Here is a 16,105-nt window from a genome sequence, read left to right as displayed (position 1 = left end):
AAACAATAAGACTATAGCAAATTCAATTGAAAGTATGAAGCTAAAATTCCTTATTTTCTTTCTTTTGTTCATATCGCTCTCCGCACATGCACAAATGAAAGCGATTCCTGACCTCCCTGCTATTACCCCAGAGAAGGCCGGCTTCAATAGAGATTCAATTAATGCCCTTGACGATACAATTTCAAAATTCAACCCAAGAGATTATATAGGGTTGATCGTCATTAAAGACAATAAAATTGTACTGGAGAACTATTACAATACATTTTGGCGAAACCATATACACGATATCAGATCTGCTGGAAAGAGCATTACCGCTTTGCTATTGGGAGTGGCTATCAAAGAACGATTAGTGCAAAGTTTAGACCAAGATGTCTACTCTTTCTTTCCCAAAGAGAAGTACCCTTTTATGCACGAAGATTATAAAAAAGTCAAGCTTATTCATTTATTAAATATGGTTTCGGGATTAGATGCTGATTCAGACAACTCTGAAACTCCTGGAAATGCCGGAAAATGGATCGCAAATGATGAATGGGTAAATTACTTGTTAAGCATTCCGTTGGCCAACAAGCCAGGAAAAAAGTGGGTCTATGCAGATATCAACGCGGTACTGATTGGGGCCATCATCGAAGAAAAATCTGGCATGAGTTTGAGAGATTTTGCCAAGCAGAAAGTTTTTGATCCCTTGGAAATAAAAGAGTTTTACTGGTATACTAATAAAGCAAATCAGACGGGTGCGGCCGGCAATCTTTACATTTCTACACTGGACTTTGCAAAGCTAGGCTTATTGGTTGCTAATAAAGGAAAATGGGGCAATAAGCAAATAGCCGATTATGATTATATGAATCGTTTATTGAACGAACAGTCGCCTGCTATAGGAAATTATAATCCTTTGGCTGACGGATATGGGATGCTCTGGTACAGATCTAAGAGAAAGTTCGGCACAAGAGAAATAAGCTACCTATGGGCTTCTGGAAATGGCGGAAATCATTTAGTGGTAGTTCCCCAAGAAAATATGGTCATCGCCATGACCTCTGGTGCATACGGCAACTGGTACCCCCATACAAGGGCATACTTTATCCTCGGTAAGATATTTCAGGCGTTCGAAAAAAAATGATTAGAAAAAAAGCAGGTACCTGACGACTATTTTCCAGTTTAATAGGTCAGACTCTTCTGTATATTTACCCAGGACCGAGTTCACTCGTTAAAGACAAGCAAATAAGCATACACCCATGAAGCGTACCATTACCTACCTTTTTCTCCTGATCCCCTTTCTATTCCTTTCGTGCAAATCAGAGCAATCCAAACCCTTACCCATCGAAGGTACCTGGGAGCTGATTTCGGCTACCACGATCGAAGGCGACACCACTTTCTCAACCTTTGATTCTACGCGCAATATGATCAAGATTTTGAACGGAACGCACTTTGCTTTTCTGAATCATGCCCTGAACGCGAAAGATTCCACGGCGGCTCCCTTTTCGGCCGGAGGGGGTACCTTTACGCTAGTGGATAGTACCTACACCGAACATCTGGATTATTTCGTGGACCCAGCCTGGGAAAACCATACTTTCGAGTTTGTGGTCAAAATTGAAAACGATACGCTGGTTCAAAAAGGGATCGAGAAACTGGAAGAGCTCGGCATTGATCGGGTTATTGTTGAAAAGTATCGGCGGATCAAGGCAAATCCGTAATATTGCAACCTCCTAAGGTACCTTCCAAACTTTACTATTATCATTACCATGAGCAAGTTAACGCCATTCCATGTTGCCGTACCCGTGCATGATCTGGAAGCAGCCCGAAAATTTTACCGCGAAGTGCTGGGATGCGGAGAAGGACGGAGCGATACCCACTGGACGGATTTCGATCTGTTTGGTCATCAGTACGTGATCCACTACAAACCTCGGCCCGCCGAACAGGAAGCGCACCATGTCAATCCCGTAGATGGGCATGACGTACCGGTACCGCATTTTGGGGTCGTGCTGGAATGGGACGCCTGGCACGCGCTGGAAGCCCGACTCAGGAGCCACAACATTCAGTTTATCATCGAGCCCTACATCCGGTTCAAAGGGCAGCCGGGCGAACAGGCCACCATGTTTTTCCTTGATCCGTCGGGCAATGCGTTGGAATTCAAATCGTTTCAGGATATCAATCAACTCTTTGCGGTATAGCTACTGACCGGGTACCACGCCCGTTGAGTGTTCTTTTCAGGTACCATCGCCCTGCTGAACCAACCAGCAGGGCGATATACTTATACGAAAAGATGGTAGAAAAGCCTGCATCCCGGCTTATTCTGGATATCACCCTACTTGTAAACTTTCTGATCTTCTTGCATGGCGGTAGTCAATAATCCCATTGCCCAGCGGGTATCGTCCGTCGATGCCTACCGGGGCTTTGTCATGGTACTCATGATGGCCGAAGTGCTGGAGTTCAGCCACGTAGCCGAAGCCCTGCCCGAAAGTCCTTTTTGGGCATTTCTACACTTTCAGCAGAGCCATGTACCCTGGGTGGGCTGTTCGTTGCACGATCTGATTCAGCCTTCGTTTACATTTCTGGTGGGGGTAGCCCTCCCCTATTCCATAGCTAGCCGCAAAACACGCGCTCAAAGTCATACCTCACTCTGGATGCACACACTGCGCCGGGCGCTAATTCTGATTTTGCTCGGAATCTTCCTGCGGTCGATGTACCGTGACCAAACCAACTTTACTTTTGAAGACACGCTGACGCAAATCGGCCTGGGGTACCCCTTACTGTTTGCGCTGGGTTTCCGTTCCGAACGAGTCAGCTGGATCGCCTTGGGCCTTATTCTGGTTGGCTATTGGGCTTTGTTCGCTTTTTATCCCCTACCGGGTCCTGATTTCGACTGGTCGCAGACGGGTGTCGCGGCCGACTGGGAGCACCTCCGTACGGGTTTTGCTGCCCATTGGAACAAAAACACCAACGCCGCCTGGGCCTTTGACCGCTGGTTTTTGAATCTGTTTCCCCGCGGGAAGCCGTTCCTATTCAACGGGGGTGGGTACGCTACTCTCAGTTTCATACCTACCCTGGGTACCATGATTCTGGGATTACAGGCCGGCCGCTGGCTGAAAAACAGTCAATCCAATACCGGACTGGTACGCCGTTTTCTGATCGTGGCTGCCGGGTTATTCGGAGCATCCCTGTTTTTGCATTTCACGGGTATCTGTCCGATTGTCAAGCGGATCTGGACTCCGTCCTGGACGCTGTTTAGCGGGGGATGGTGCTTTGTGTTATTGGCGGCGTTTTATTATGTGGTGGATATGCAACAATTCAGAAAACCCTTTTTCCCGCTCATCGTGGTGGGTATGAACTCCATTGCAGCTTACGTATTGGCTCATACGGTAGTGGGTTTTATCGATGGATCTTTCCGTACCAATATCAGCCAACATTATGACTTGCTCTTTGGGGAACCGTATAAAACCCTGGTCAGTGGGCTGGTCATTCTCTTGGTGCAATGGCTTGTACTCTACTGGATGTACCGAAAAAAACTATTTATCCGGATCTGACCCAGCGAACTGCTATCCGCAGGTACCCTAAGGCTATGAACAAAAGTTCGGGTAATGCTTAAACCTTTGAGCCCGTTGTTGCGTATTTAGGCTAGTGCTGGATAGATTCCCTGCTGCCAGAGCATACCATTCATACAAGAAAAGGCAGGTAATTATTCAGATCAGATTCTCAAATCTCGAGTCATTGTAAATAGAGCCAACCTTATCCAATTTTCGGAAAATCGATCGGTAATTTGCGAAACTTGTGGAACTTAAATAGGCTTTAAGACCCCCTCTGGCACTTTTATTGCTTAGTATAACACCAAGTGTCGATCTATTCAAGGTAGAATTAAAAAAGGAAATCGGTAAGAAGTATTTCAATATTTTTATCTATCATTGTCCAATCAAGTAACTTGCGTAATGCTGCAACGTCATTCAAATACGATTCAGGTTGGGGAGTGTTTACCGGGAAAATGATATGCGGAAAATGTGTACTCAGAAAAATAGATATTACAATCTGATTGGCTGGCTGCTGGTTTTTTCGCTGCTATCAGGATGCCAGGTTTGGGATCAGGTCAAGCCCGAAAGCAATTACATCAACGATACGGTAGTAGATTATGATTTCTACAAGGACGTAGTGTATGGCAATAATGACAAGGTAAAACTCGATTTATATCAGCCTATATCCCTGAATGGGCATGCGGCAGAGGTCGTTATTCTGCTACACGGGGGCGGCTGGACCAGTGGCGACAAATCTTTTTTGAAACCTACCGTTGACAGGTTACTCAAAGAGGGGAAAAACCTGGCTATCGTCAACATGAATTACCGCGTAGACAGCCGGGCGGGCGACCTGCTGTCGCTGCAATTGGCTGATCTTCAGAACGCGGTACACTTCCTAAGTGACAACGCTGAGAAATACAACCTCCGTAAAGACAATTACCGTATAGTTGGTTTTAGCGCGGGCGGGCACATAGCCCTCACGTACGCCTATCGTACCACCGAAACGAACATTGGTACCGTTGTTGCCATTTCGGCCCCTACCGAACTCTCGGTAAAAGAAATGCTGGACAAAAGCCTGTGGCCCAATGTAGAAATCCTGCTTGGCAAGAAGTACGGCGATTCCATCGATGTTTTCAAAAAGGCCAGTCCTTTCCATCTGGTTTCATTTGGTTCTCCAAAAACCCTGCTTGTTTATGGGCAGGGGGATGTACTGGTATCCAGCCAACAGGGAGAATTGCTGGCTCAAAAACTTCGGCTGATGCACGTACCTTGTAAATTCGAGGTTATTCCGGGCGAAACGCATGAGCTTTCAGCCGAGAAAGCGTCCCAATACATTCTGGACTCCTACCAATAGACATTGGTTCCTGCCTCAGTCCCTATCCGAATCCGACCCGTCCTCGGGATCGATATCTTCAATGGCCGACAAATCATCTTCCAGCGCCACCTCATCGGTGAGCGGATCGGCAACTTCATCAAAGGCATGATCCAATTGTGTACTGTGGTTCTTCGTACCCGTTGGAAAGGTACTCTCGCCGGGACGGGCATCGACTAGTCCCAGATTAGAATGGGTTTGCACGACCCTTTCTTCATCAATTTCCTGGCTGGGTTTATTCTCTTGATCTTTCATAATTTGTTAGGTTTATCATTAATACTATGCGCATATTAAGGTAGGGTACCTACAGCTTTTCTTGCCGGGAGTGCTGCTCCGACTTTTCGTAGCTTTCCTGAATATTTTTTGCTTCCTTCAGCGGATCATCCAAACGGCGATCCATATCCTCATCGGCCAGATGCAGCGAGGCGCTCCATTTCCCCTGAGCGGGATCGGTGCTATACCCTTCGTCGGGTTCGGCTTCTTCCAAAGGTACCCCCTCTTCGTGCTCTTCCCCGCTAGTCGCCGAAGGCACGTAGCGATCAGGATCGTAGCTTTCCGTGTCTTTTTCTTTTCCCTGATTGGTCACATGAGCCAGCGTATTATCCTGTTCATTCTCTACTTTCTTATCCGTTTCCATTGTATTGGGGTTAAAGTATATTAGGTACCTTTCTTCTCTTAAAAAACTGTGCCTTTCCCTGCGAAACTTCCTATCCATTTTGTGGTAACTGCCACAAATCGCTGAAAGAAAATAAAAGGAGGACATAAAAAAAGCAGCCCCCCGCGGAGGTCTGCTTTTTTTATAATCTGACATCGTAAGGCTTATAGCGTCCGTTTTACTTCACGTAGCTCGAAGCTCTCGATGATATCGCCGACGTCGATGTCGTTAAAATTTTTGATATTCAAGCCACATTCGTATCCCGAACGTACCTCGTTCACATCATCCTTGAAGCGTTTGAGTGAATCGATCTCGCCCGTATGGATTACAATACCATCCCGGATAATCCGGATTTTGTTATTGCGTTTCACAAAACCATCCGTTACATAACAACCGGCAATGGTACCTATGCGGCTGATCTTGAACACTTCACGTATTTCGATATTGCCCGTTACCACTTCTTCTACCGTCGGGGCCAACATACCCGTCATGGCATCCTTGATTTCTTCAATGGCGTTGTAGATTACGGAGTAATGACGGATTTCGATTTGCTCCTGTTCGGCCATTTTCTTGGCATTGGACGAAGGCCGTACCTGGAAGCCCACAATGATCGCATCCGAAGCAATAGCCAGGTTCACATCCGATTCGGATATTTGCCCAACGGCCTTGTGGATGATATTGACCTGAATTTCGGAAGTGGAAAGTTGAAGCAAAGAATCCGAAAGCGCTTCTACCGAACCATCTACGTCCCCTTTCACAATCAGGTTGAGTTCCTTGAACGAACCAATCGCCTTGCGCCGTCCAATCTCTTCCAGCGTAATGTGCTTACGTGAACGGATGGTTTGCTCACGCAGAATTTGCTCACGCTTGTTGGCCAGCTCACGCGCATCGCGTTCCAGCTCCATCACGTTGAACTTATCCCCGGCCTGTGGGGCACCATTGAGTCCCAGCACCTGCACCGGCATGGAAGGGCCGGCGTTTTTCAGGCGTTTGCCCAGGTAATCAGTCATGGCCTTCACGCGGCCATGGTGCGCTCCAGCGAGGATAATATCACCAACTTTGAGCGTCCCGGCTTCTACCAGAATGGTAGTCACATAGCCCCGGCCTTTGTCCAAAGAGGCTTCCACCACGGTTCCCGAAGCTCGCCGGTCAGGATTAGCTTTCAGTTCGAGTAATTCGGCTTCGAGAAGTACCTTTTCGAGCAGGTCGTCGATACCCAGTCCCGATTTGGAAGAAATTTCCTGAGATTGGTACTTACCACCCCAGTCCTCCACCAGATAATTCATATTGGCGAGCTCTTCCCGGATTTTTTCAGTGTTCGCTCCTGCTTTGTCTACCTTACTAAATGCAAATACAATAGGTACGCCGGCAACCTGGGCATGGTTGATGGCCTCGCGGGTCTGTGGCATGATACTATCATCCGCCGCAATCACCACGATGACCACGTCAGTTACCTTGGCACCCCGGGCCCGCATGGCCGTAAAGGCTTCGTGACCGGGCGTATCCAGGAAGGTAACCTGTTTGCCGGTTTTGGTCTTAACGCTGTAAGCCCCGATGTGTTGGGTGATACCGCCCGCCTCACCGCTAGCCACATTGGCCGAGCGGATATAGTCCAGTAGCGATGTTTTACCATGATCGACGTGACCCATAATGGTAACAATAGGAGCCCTTTCGATCAGGTCCTCTGGAGCGTCCACTTCCTCCACTACCTCATTCTGAATTTCTTCTTCGGCCGAGATGAACTCCACCTCGTAGCCGAACTCATCCGCAATGAAGGTGATGGCCTCGGCATCGATCCGCTGGTTGATGGATACGAACATACCCATGTTCAGACAAACCGAAATTACCTCCTGCACCGTGACATCCATCAGGGAGGCCAGTTCGTTGGCCGAGATGAACTCAGTCACGCGCAGTACCTTGGTTTCATTCTGATCGAATCCACTATCATCCTGATCGCCTCGGTCGCGGCGGCGTTTACTTCCACCTCTTGCTGTCCGGCTAGGGGTACCTCCGCCCATGCGGGCCATCGTAGCCTTGATGTTGTCTGCAACCTCTTTGTCCGATACCTCCTCACGCCGGACACCACGGCGTCCACGGGTTTTGGCAGCTCCGGCGGCGGTACTCTTGGTAGCAGTGGTAGCTTCCTTGGCCTTAGGGGCCGTGGTACCAGCAGCGGCCGTGGCGGCGGCTGGCTTTTCTTCTCCGGATACATCCCGGATGCGCTTACGTTTACGCCGCCTCTTCTTATCTCCTGAGGCATCACTGGAAGCCACGGGATCTTTTTTCCGGGAGCGCTCAGAAGGCAGTTCTATTTTTCCTACTACCTTCAGGCCTCGCAACTGCTGGCCCTTGGCTTCAATAATATTGGGATTCTCTTCCTGAGCTTCTGCTGTTGGCGCAACGGATGGAACCGCTGGAGCCGGTGCCTGCTCTTTAATCTCGGGTTCTTCGCGCACTGCTTCCCGAGGTTCGTCTGCTTTTTTGGCTGCAGGTTGGGGCTCCACAACCGGCTCAACCGCCTGGGGTTGGGGGGGTGTTTTCTGAATGGGCTCAGCCGGAGTCACCGGCTCTGCTACCGGCGCAGGCGCTACCTCTTCTACTTCCTTAGGTACCACAACCTCTTGTTTGGCGGGCTCTGGCGCGGGAGGAGTCACCTGGGGGTTGCCCGAGGCTCATTCGCTTCCGTTTTGGGAGGAGCAACAGGAGGTGGTACGACTGGTTTTCTGGCGTTGAGATCGATCTTGCCGACCACTTTGATACCAGGCAGGCGTGACTCCGATAACGGTGAAGGTGCTTCCGCAGGCTTCACGGCCGGAACTTCTTCCTCTTTTTCAGCGGGCTTGACCGTTGGTGAAGTACGGAAATACAAAATTTCGTCATTACCGCTCGAACGCTGATCACCCTTCGGCTGGATTTCCGGTGCGGCGGCGGGCTTGGGCGGATTGCCCGAAGTCCGCAGTTTTTCCGAATTGAAATCTTTTGCTAAAAAGTCAATTTGGGCGGCATTAATCTTAGTATTCGGATTGGTTTCTACCTTATACCCATTGGCAGACAGATGATCCACGATCGTAGAGATACCTACGTTCAGGATCCTTGCCACTTGGCTCAGGCGCATCATTTTATCTTCTGCCATAGGAAGCAATTAACAAAAAAATTGGTCTTGTGTGTTGTGATGCCACCGGGGTGTTATCCACGGATGGCTTGTATTAAATTTATTTCCAAATGCACCTCTACCTGGTAGGGTACTATTCAAATTCCTTGCGCAATACATCCAGCACGTCCTCAATCGAATTTTCTTCGAGATCGGTTCGGCGCAGCAGTTCTTCTTTACTCAAAGCCAGTACACTCTTGGCCGTATCGAGTCCGATCTTACGGAATTCCTCGATCATCCAAGCTTCAATTTCATCGTCGAATTCCGACAAGTCCACATCTTCCTCGGCCAACTCTTCCACATCCCGGAATACGTCGATTTCCATGCCAACCAACCGGCCCGCCAGTTTGATATTCTGGCCGCCCTTCCCGATCGCCAGCGATACCTGATCCGGTTTTAGATAAACCGACACGCGCTTCGCGTCCCGGTCAATCTGCACCGAACTGATTTTAGCCGGACTCAGCGAACGGCTGATGAGCAGTTCGAGATTCTCGGTGTAGTTAATCACGTCAATATTCTCATTGCCCAGCTCACGCACGATCGAATGGATCCGGGAGCCTTTCATACCCACGCAAGCCCCTACAGGGTCAATCCGGTCGTCGTAGGATTCAACAGCTACCTTGGCGCGGTCGCCCGGCTCGCGGACGATACGACGGACAGAAATCAGACCGTCGTAGATTTCGGGAATTTCGATTTCAAAAAGCCTTTCCAGAAACACCGAAGAAGTCCGCGACAGCGTAATCCGGGGCGTCCCGTTGTTCATTTCCACCTTATGAATCACGGCCTTCACACTGTCTCCCTTGCGAAAGCGGTCCTTGGAAATCTGCTCGGTGCGGGGCAGGGAAAGCTCGTTGCCTTCGTTGTCGAGTACAATCAGTTCGTTGCGCAGGGTTTGGTATACCTCGCCCGTGATGAGTTCGCCGACCTGATCTTTGTACTTGTCATACAGCATCTCCTTTTCCAGATCCTTGATCTTCTGGATAAGCGTCTGCCGGGCGGTTTGTACCAGGCGGCGGCCAAAATCGACCAGCTTCACTTCCTCGGCCACCTCTTCACCTACCTCGAAATCGGATTGGATCTTACGGGCTTCGGAGAGGGGAATTTTGTCATAATCCCAAATATCCTCCGAGTCGTCGTCGACGATTTCGCGGGTACGCCACATTTCGAGATCCCCGTTTTCGGGGTTAATGATAACGTCAAAGTTATCATCGGTACCGTATTTCTTACGGATCATGGTACGGAACACTTCTTCCAATACGCTGATCATCGTGGGACGATCGATGCTTTTCGAACTGGCAAAGTCGGCAAATGAATCTATTAATACTGAGCTATCCATGGTCTTATTAGGATACTGACTTATTTCTGAATTACAAATTTACATATTTCACAAAAGCCTCCTAATGAGGCTTACCGTTACTCACTTAAACGACACCTGCACCACCGCCTTCACAATGGATTCGAGTTCGATCTCGGGACGCAGTGCGGATTCTTCAGCCGGGGTTTTCGGCTTTTTACGAGGAGCAGGCAGTTGCAGTACAATACTGCCCTCCTTCACTTCCACCAAGGTTCCCGTCAGGGTTTGCCCTGTGGCCAAAGTTACCTTCAGATTCCTGCCCACGTTTTTCTGGTATTGCCGCGGCAGACGCAAGGGTTGATCCAATCCGGGTGACGACACTTCCAGCGTATAGGCTTCCCCAAAGGCTTCCAGAGCTTCGTCCAGGTTGCGGCTGATGTCGGCACATTCCTGAATCGTAATTCCTTCGTCGCTATCCAACAGGATCATGAGTTTCTGGCTGGCCCGGGACGCTTTGATCTGAATGTCTACGATGAAATATTTTCCCTCCTCAAGGAAGGGAGCCAACAGGGATTCGATCTGCTCTTTGGACGCCATGCTACAACAAAAAAGGGGATTCCATATCCCCTCGCTCATAACTATTGAACCGAAATTATGCCGCAAAGATAATACTATTTTACAATTTCCACAAACACAACTTGTTCCCGGTTTTATTCGTTCCGATGTCATAATTTTGGAGTTTCATCCGCCTCTCATTTATGCGTCTGCTTACAGGCTTCCTCTGGTTTTTGTACAAAATCCTCGTTTTATACACCCTGATCGTTTATGCGCTTACCTACTGGACCTTCAGTTCGCACTGGATTGCGGGCTTCATGATGATGTCCCTGCCCGTAGTAGTCGTTTTACATTTGGTATTTATGGTACTGTGGCTGGCGGTAGCGCCCCGACGGGCTATCGTCACGTTGCTTGTCTTACTGGCCGGACTCCCCTTTTTGGCCCGTACCTTCCAGCTGGATCTTTCACCCGGCCCTTCGCTGGCCGCGGCTCCGAGCCGTGGACAGAGTCCTGTCATTTCGGTGCTGAATTACAATGTTTTCAACTTCGGACTGAACCAGTACAGGCACGAAGAAAACCACACTACGTTGAAACAGTTTAAAAACTGGCTGGTTCAACAGAATGCCGATGTACTGTGCCTTCAGGAGTATTTCAGCCATGGAGATATGGAAGATTTCCACATCACGGAAATGCTGATTAAAACCGGCTACCGTCACCATGCTTTCCTGCTGCAAGGGTCACACGGCTCTCCCAGCGAATTCGGGCTGGCGGTGTTCTCAAGGTACCCCATTCTGGCTACCCGCGACACGCTTTTCAGTGGACAGAATGGCCTGCTACAGGCTGATATAGTCTGGAACAAGGATACCCTCCGAATCATCAATACTCACCTGTACTCGATGACTCTACAACTATCCCAGGTGGTTTCAGAGCAGGATTATGATAAGAAAAAACACGAAGCTAAGTATGCCTTCCGCCAAATGCGCCGTGGCTTCGAAACCCGGGCCCAGGAATTAAACCCGCTGGAAAAGTGGATCGCCGCCTCGCCCTACCCCATTATTGTGTGTGGCGATTTTAATGAAACCCCTTACAGCTACGTGTACGGACACTTGCGTCGACGCCTTGCCAATGCCTTTGAAGAGCGGGGGCGGGGCTTTGGATTCAGCTACAACCACCTGCCTAATTTTATTAGAATAGACAACCAGTTTTACGACCAGAATCGACTTGAATTGACCGAGTTTAAAACCCTTAGGGAAGTACCCTACTCGGATCATTACCCACTCATCGGTTTTTATACGCGCAAAGAACAGCTTTAACTTTACGTTAATTTCACGCAGTGACTCTGCATTTCCTGACAAACCCTCTTACATTTGGGCCAGCAGGCTTTGGAATGAGATAAGTGGCAGAGTGCCCTACCAGGCATCAAAACGGTTATTTTCATTCATTTTTACCTGCCTTTATCTTCAGATCACTTTTAAAAATCCAGTAACTGAAAGGCTTTTATACAAAAAATCATGATTCAGCTAGTTACTCTCGACATGGCGGGTACCACCGTCACTGATCACCACGAAGTGGAGGCGTGCTTTGCCGAAGCCGCCCGCCAAACCGGCCTTACCGTCGGCGATGAGCGCATCCTGGCCATGCAGGGTTTGCACAAATATTTTGTATTCCAGACTTTATGGGAAGAAATTCTCGGCAGTCGTACCCCCCCGAATGGCAGACGCGCGTGGACCAATCCTACGAGACCTTTACCCAAGTATTGGAAAACCACTACCTCACCCACGACATTACTCCCACTGAGGGTTGCCTGGAACTGTTTGGTTTCTTACACAAAAACAATATTCAGATTGCCCTCACGACCGGCTTCTACAGGAAGGTATGCGATATTATCCTGAAAAAACTCGGCTGGCTGGAAGGACTGAACGAGCAGCGCATAGGTACCCCTTCGACAATCATTCAGGCTTCTATTACGAGCGATGAGGTAGAAAAAGGTCGTCCCGCCCCCTTTATGATTCAGAAAGCCATGCGCTTGCTGGGCGTCGATGATGCGCAAGCGGTCATCAACGTGGGCGATACCCCGTCGGATATTCAGTCAGGCTTCGCGGCAGGCTGCCGGATGAGTCTGGCCGTAACCAACGGCACCCATTCTGCCGACCAGCTGGCACCGCATCATCCTACGCGGCTGATCGGGTCTTTGCGGGAGGTAATTTCGATCATCGAAGAAGAAAACATCTAAATGAAACCCTTCGATCTTATTGTGGTCGGCGCAGGTATCCTGGGTACCTCTCACGCGCTGATGGCCGCTCGTTTGGGAAAAACGGTGGCCTTGCTGGAAAAAGACAACCGGCCGGTAAGTGCTACCGTTCGCAATTTCGGGCAGGTGGTACCTTCGGGACTTGCGGGCTGCTGGCATACTTATGGGCGGCGCAGCGTGGAACTTTATAAGGAAATCCAACGGGAGTTCGACCTGACCGTGCGGGCACAGGGGTCGGTGTACCTGGCTTCTGATGCCGAAGAATGGCAGATCGCTCAGGAGTCAGCAGCTCTTTTTAAAGACAAGGATTTTCCCAACGAACTACTTTCGGCCAAACAAACCCTGGAACGCTTCCCGTACCTGCATGATCGCTACGTGCAGGGTAGTATTTTCTTTCCCGATGACCTCAGCGTTGAACCCGACAAAATGGTGCATCGCCTGATCGAGTACGGGGTCCGGAAATACGGCATCAGGTACCAGCCCGACACGGCCGTACTGGCTTGCGAGCCCAATGGTGATTTAGTCGAGGTACGTACCGCGCAGGGCGAAAGGCTGCAAGCCGGGCGGGTGGTCATTTGCAGTGGCAGTGAGTTTCGGCTCCTTTTTCCTGAAATTTATGCCACAAGTGGTTTGATTGTCAGCAAACTGCAAATGCTCCAGACCCGGCCTCTTCTCCAGGTAAACATGGCGGCCAACGTGCTGACAGGATTGACCTTACGGCGCTACGAAGCTTTTGAAGCCTGCCCTTCTTTTGCCCAACTGACAGTACCTGAACACTACATCGAACTGAAAAAATGGGGCATTCATATCCTTTTCAAACAGGCAACCGATGGTTCTATCATCGTCGGCGATTCACATGAATATGCCCCGGCTACTGCCACCGACGAACTTGGCTTTGATCTACAAGATCATATCAATGAATTGATGCTGGCCGAAGCCGAACGGATTGTAAAGTTCCCGGTGCGTACCATTGCCCGCTCCTGGGCAGGATACTACGCCCAGCATCCCGACGAAGTTTTTGAATATGAAGTAGCGCCCCGGCTGCAGATCATCACCGGAGTAGGTGGCAAAGGCATGACGTCGAGCCTGGGTTTTGCGGAGGAGAATGTCGGAAAATGGTTCGACAACTAGCTTTCCACCAATCCGTTGCGCATGGCGTACATCACCAACCCCACGCGGCTTTTCACGTTCAGTTTGTCAAAAAGCGCCTCGCGATAGCCGTCGATGGTACGGGGGCTTAGGCTCATCTCTTCGGCTATTTGCTTGTAAGTAAGATCATGGCAAGCCAGTTTAATAAATTCAAACTCGCGCGTATTGATCAAGTGGGTAGGATGCTGCGGGGTACCATCCGGTGAATGCATGGTGTTCGACAGCGCACTTACTACAAGATCGGTATAGTAGAACCCCTGCGTCATCACCCGCTCAATGGCTTGGTACAGTTCTTCTTTCTCAGCATCTTTCAGCACATAACCTTTCGCGCCATTATTAAGCATGCGGATAATCGCGGTTTCCTGATCGTTCATCGATAGCGCTACCACCTTTATTTTGGGATGGTTCTTTTTCAGCCATAGGGCGGTTTCGTAGCCGTTCATAACCGGCATATTAATATCCAGAAGTACCAGGTCAGGAGGAGAAGCCAAAGTGGGCAGTTGGTCGATAAAGTCCCGGCCATTGTCCGCTTCAAGGACCACTTCGAAATTGGGATTTTTCTGGAGCATTTCCACAAGGGCCTGCCTGAGCATACGATGGTCGTCTACAAAGGCAATGGTGATGGGTTGCATGACAGTGAGTGTGTAAGTGGGTAGAGTAGTGATGAAAGGAGAAATGTACAACATTTTTTTAGCAAATGGTGTGGTCACATCTCAAGCAATGCGATCGTTCCCTGTCCAGGGGTACTTTGCAAGCAAAACCACGCCCCGATCAATGCTGAACGGGTGTACATATTCGTCAGGCCCGCACCCCGTTCGTAGGCTCCGGCGCGCTGCATTTCATCCAGGTCAAATCCTATTCCATCATCCGCGATTCGGAGTTTGAAATGGGTAGGTTCAAATCCTAGCTCCACTTGAATGTTTTTGGGGATGGCGTGTTTGACGGCGTTGTTCAGCACCTCCTGAGCGATCCGGAAAACCACAACCTGCTGCTGGGAGGTCAGCAGGCGCTCTTCTCCCTGCACCACCAACGCAGTAGCGCAGCCACTGGCCTGCTCGATGTAGTCGAGTTCAAACCGCAGCGCTTCCGACAGTTTGGATCGCAGTACGTAGTTAGCGTCCAGTGTTTTGGCCAGGCTCCGTAAGTCACTCAACGCCTTGGTGACTAAGGTTTTGGTATTCCCTAGCTTCTGTAAAGCGGCTTCCTCTTCCCGAATATCGACACTGTTCAGGTTGATCTTCACCAAGGAAAGGATCTGCCCGATGTTATCGTGCAGTTCCTGCGAAATATGCTTGAGCGTTTGTTCCTGTACTTCAATTTGGGCTTGCAGGAGTTGCTGCTGATACGATTGCTCCATTTCAATGATTGGCCGTTGGTGTGTTTGCAGTGATTTTTCTAAGATAAATAAGGGTAGTTAGCAGCAGGATGACAGCTGATAACAGCGATTGGACCAATATGGAAATGATGATAATGATCAAGTCCCGACTGGCGTAGTGCATTGAAACCCCTAACACACCAAAGCATGGGGTACCTGTAGAATTTTGCGTAAATGTAGCATCCCCACTTTTACTCCTATACGGGAAAAACACCCTTTTTTTATGGGAAAAACACCCGGTCAAATACAGTAATATTACCCGGACAACTCCGGCGGCAGTTTCGGACTTTTGGGAAGGCATTTATCCACACCATTTTACACTCTCAACATTCCCTCACCCTTAACTCCCCTGACCATGGAGACACAACTCCCCGATTCGTTCATTCACGTCGGCGGCTACCGCCGTGTGGCCCCGCAGCAGATCGTCCGCCTGGTGGCCGATCGTAACTACACGCTGATCTACGAAGTCAGCGGGCGCAAATTCATGGTATCCACCACGATGAAAGTTCTTGAAGGGCGACTTCGCTCCTATGGTTTTGTACGGCTTACGCGCGGAGTGGTGATCAACCAGAAGTTTGTCGCCAAAGTCTGGAAAGATGGCACCGTTCAACTCACGGATGGTACGCAGGTTTGCCCTTCGCGAAGAAGGCAAGGGATATTGAAAACTGTACCATTCTTTCCAGAAAGTATTTATTGAAATAATTCTCCCCGAAATAATCGCTTGCATTTCTTGTTATACAGAATTCGTTTTCAGCTCGTCCAGATGGGGCGTACAGTTTCGCTTATGTTCAACTTTTAGCACAAGG

The 16,105-nt window shown here is 49.4% G+C and carries 18 protein-coding genes; 9 read left to right on the top strand and 9 right to left on the bottom strand.

The window, feature by feature from the left end; all coding sequences use genetic code 11:
* Positions 1-34: 34 nt before the first annotated feature.
* From GBK04_RS19430 to GBK04_RS19410, 5 genes are all read left to right on the top strand, one after another.
* On the top strand, positions 35-1,114 hold the full coding sequence (locus GBK04_RS19430) for a serine hydrolase domain-containing protein (RefSeq protein WP_152762532.1): 1,080 nt from the start codon (positions 35-37) through the stop codon (positions 1,112-1,114).
* A 115-nt stretch (positions 1,115-1,229) separates the two neighbouring features.
* A complete protein-coding gene (locus tag GBK04_RS19425; RefSeq protein ID WP_152762530.1) occupies positions 1,230-1,688 on the top strand; it encodes a DUF4488 domain-containing protein in 459 nt (152 codons plus the stop codon).
* Between the two features lie 48 nt (positions 1,689-1,736).
* Entirely contained in the window at positions 1,737-2,165 is a 429-nt protein-coding gene (locus tag GBK04_RS19420; protein ID WP_152762528.1) for a VOC family protein, read from the top strand.
* Between the two features lie 162 nt (positions 2,166-2,327).
* Positions 2,328-3,518 (top strand): acyltransferase family protein, encoded by a 1,191-nt coding sequence (locus GBK04_RS19415; protein WP_152762526.1) that lies wholly within the window; start codon positions 2,328-2,330, stop codon positions 3,516-3,518.
* Between the two features lie 466 nt (positions 3,519-3,984).
* Positions 3,985-4,851 carry an alpha/beta hydrolase fold domain-containing protein gene (locus tag GBK04_RS19410; RefSeq protein WP_373331145.1) on the top strand — a complete coding sequence of 289 codons (867 nt, stop codon included), beginning with the start codon at positions 3,985-3,987 and terminating at the stop codon, positions 4,849-4,851.
* 15 nt (positions 4,852-4,866) lie between these two features.
* Here GBK04_RS19410 and GBK04_RS19405 read toward each other — a convergent pair whose 3' ends face one another.
* The 6 genes from GBK04_RS19405 to rimP form a co-directional block, all read right to left on the bottom strand.
* Positions 4,867-5,124, bottom strand: a complete 258-nt coding sequence (locus GBK04_RS19405) for a hypothetical protein (protein WP_152762522.1) — start codon at positions 5,122-5,124, stop codon at positions 4,867-4,869.
* Between the two features lie 49 nt (positions 5,125-5,173).
* Positions 5,174-5,506, bottom strand: coding sequence for a hypothetical protein (locus GBK04_RS19400; protein WP_152762520.1), 333 nt, complete (start codon positions 5,504-5,506; stop codon positions 5,174-5,176).
* A 182-nt stretch (positions 5,507-5,688) separates the two neighbouring features.
* Positions 5,689-8,178, bottom strand: a complete 2,490-nt coding sequence (gene infB / locus GBK04_RS19395; RefSeq protein WP_444544420.1) for a translation initiation factor IF-2 — start codon at positions 8,176-8,178, stop codon at positions 5,689-5,691.
* The gene (locus GBK04_RS31565) at positions 8,175-8,657 is read right to left on the bottom strand and encodes a hypothetical protein (protein ID WP_444544419.1); all 483 of its coding nucleotides are present in this window, start codon (positions 8,655-8,657) and stop codon (positions 8,175-8,177) included. Before GBK04_RS31565 ends, infB begins: the two co-directional genes overlap by 4 nt.
* Positions 8,658-8,769: 112 nt before the next feature.
* Positions 8,770-10,011 carry a transcription termination factor NusA gene (gene nusA / locus GBK04_RS19390; RefSeq protein WP_152762517.1) on the bottom strand — a complete coding sequence of 414 codons (1,242 nt, stop codon included), beginning with the start codon at positions 10,009-10,011 and terminating at the stop codon, positions 8,770-8,772.
* A gap of 81 nt (positions 10,012-10,092) precedes the next feature.
* Entirely contained in the window at positions 10,093-10,566 is a 474-nt protein-coding gene (gene rimP / locus GBK04_RS19385; protein ID WP_152762515.1) for a ribosome maturation factor RimP, read from the bottom strand.
* Between the two features lie 161 nt (positions 10,567-10,727).
* Between rimP and GBK04_RS19380 the strand changes: the two genes are divergently transcribed.
* Positions 10,728-11,837: an endonuclease/exonuclease/phosphatase family protein gene (locus GBK04_RS19380; protein WP_152762513.1), complete on the top strand. Its 1,110-nt coding sequence runs from the start codon at positions 10,728-10,730 to the stop codon at positions 11,835-11,837.
* A gap of 207 nt (positions 11,838-12,044) precedes the next feature.
* On the opposite strand, the gene GBK04_RS30830 is transcribed toward GBK04_RS19380, so the two are convergent.
* A complete protein-coding gene (locus GBK04_RS30830) occupies positions 12,045-12,176 on the bottom strand; it encodes a hypothetical protein (protein WP_373331144.1) in 132 nt (43 codons plus the stop codon).
* A gap of 23 nt (positions 12,177-12,199) precedes the next feature.
* Between GBK04_RS30830 and GBK04_RS30825 the strand changes: the two genes are divergently transcribed.
* On the top strand, positions 12,200-12,757 hold the full coding sequence (locus GBK04_RS30825; RefSeq protein ID WP_373331143.1) for an HAD hydrolase-like protein: 558 nt from the start codon (positions 12,200-12,202) through the stop codon (positions 12,755-12,757).
* Complete coding sequence (locus tag GBK04_RS19375; protein ID WP_373331142.1) at positions 12,758-13,906, top strand: TIGR03364 family FAD-dependent oxidoreductase; 1,149 nt, start codon at positions 12,758-12,760, stop codon at positions 13,904-13,906.
* On the opposite strand, the gene GBK04_RS19370 is transcribed toward GBK04_RS19375, so the two are convergent.
* Together GBK04_RS19370 and GBK04_RS19365 are read right to left on the bottom strand one after the other, a co-directional pair.
* Positions 13,903-14,610 carry a response regulator transcription factor gene (locus GBK04_RS19370; RefSeq protein WP_373331141.1) on the bottom strand — a complete coding sequence of 236 codons (708 nt, stop codon included), beginning with the start codon at positions 14,608-14,610 and terminating at the stop codon, positions 13,903-13,905. The genes GBK04_RS19375 and GBK04_RS19370 overlap by 4 nt on opposite strands.
* Before the next feature lie 20 nt (positions 14,611-14,630).
* The gene (locus GBK04_RS19365; protein ID WP_152762511.1) at positions 14,631-15,281 is read right to left on the bottom strand and encodes a sensor histidine kinase; all 651 of its coding nucleotides are present in this window, start codon (positions 15,279-15,281) and stop codon (positions 14,631-14,633) included.
* Between the two features lie 373 nt (positions 15,282-15,654).
* Here GBK04_RS19365 and GBK04_RS19360 point away from each other — a divergent pair, with 373 nt between their 5' ends.
* The gene (locus GBK04_RS19360) at positions 15,655-15,996 is read left to right on the top strand and encodes a LytTR family transcriptional regulator DNA-binding domain-containing protein (protein ID WP_152762509.1); all 342 of its coding nucleotides are present in this window, start codon (positions 15,655-15,657) and stop codon (positions 15,994-15,996) included.
* Positions 15,997-16,105 lie beyond the last annotated feature (109 nt).

It is taken from the genome of Salmonirosea aquatica, from assembly GCF_009296315.1.
Lineage (GTDB): Bacteria > Bacteroidota > Bacteroidia > Cytophagales > Spirosomataceae > Salmonirosea > Salmonirosea aquatica.
The sequence above is the reverse complement of the archived record's forward strand: the minus strand, read 5'-3'. Positions and strand labels throughout refer to the sequence as shown.

Excerpts from the sequence above, each read along its gene's own strand:
- GBK04_RS19430 (WP_152762532.1), top strand. The coding sequence starts at position 35 with ATGAAGCTAAAATTCCTTATTTTCTTTCTTTTGTTCATATCGCTCTCC.
- GBK04_RS19425 (WP_152762530.1), top strand. The coding sequence starts at position 1,230 with ATGAAGCGTACCATTACCTACCTTTTTCTCCTGATCCCCTTTCTATTC.
- GBK04_RS19420 (WP_152762528.1), top strand. The coding sequence starts at position 1,737 with ATGAGCAAGTTAACGCCATTCCATGTTGCCGTACCCGTGCATGATCTG.
- GBK04_RS19415 (WP_152762526.1), top strand. The coding sequence starts at position 2,328 with ATGGCGGTAGTCAATAATCCCATTGCCCAGCGGGTATCGTCCGTCGAT.
- GBK04_RS19410 (WP_373331145.1), top strand. The coding sequence starts at position 3,985 with ATGTGTACTCAGAAAAATAGATATTACAATCTGATTGGCTGGCTGCTG.
- GBK04_RS19405 (WP_152762522.1), bottom strand. The coding sequence starts at position 5,124 with ATGAAAGATCAAGAGAATAAACCCAGCCAGGAAATTGATGAAGAAAGG.
- GBK04_RS19400 (WP_152762520.1), bottom strand. The coding sequence starts at position 5,506 with ATGGAAACGGATAAGAAAGTAGAGAATGAACAGGATAATACGCTGGCT.
- GBK04_RS31565 (WP_444544419.1), bottom strand. The coding sequence starts at position 8,657 with ATGGCAGAAGATAAAATGATGCGCCTGAGCCAAGTGGCAAGGATCCTG.
- nusA (WP_152762517.1), bottom strand. The coding sequence starts at position 10,011 with ATGGATAGCTCAGTATTAATAGATTCATTTGCCGACTTTGCCAGTTCG.
- rimP (WP_152762515.1), bottom strand. The coding sequence starts at position 10,566 with ATGGCGTCCAAAGAGCAGATCGAATCCCTGTTGGCTCCCTTCCTTGAG.
- GBK04_RS19380 (WP_152762513.1), top strand. The coding sequence starts at position 10,728 with ATGCGTCTGCTTACAGGCTTCCTCTGGTTTTTGTACAAAATCCTCGTT.
- GBK04_RS30825 (WP_373331143.1), top strand. The coding sequence starts at position 12,200 with ATGGGAAGAAATTCTCGGCAGTCGTACCCCCCCGAATGGCAGACGCGC.
- GBK04_RS19375 (WP_373331142.1), top strand. The coding sequence starts at position 12,758 with ATGAAACCCTTCGATCTTATTGTGGTCGGCGCAGGTATCCTGGGTACC.
- GBK04_RS19370 (WP_373331141.1), bottom strand. The coding sequence starts at position 14,610 with ATGTTGTACATTTCTCCTTTCATCACTACTCTACCCACTTACACACTC.
- GBK04_RS19365 (WP_152762511.1), bottom strand. The coding sequence starts at position 15,281 with ATGGAGCAATCGTATCAGCAGCAACTCCTGCAAGCCCAAATTGAAGTA.
- GBK04_RS19360 (WP_152762509.1), top strand. The coding sequence starts at position 15,655 with ATGGAGACACAACTCCCCGATTCGTTCATTCACGTCGGCGGCTACCGC.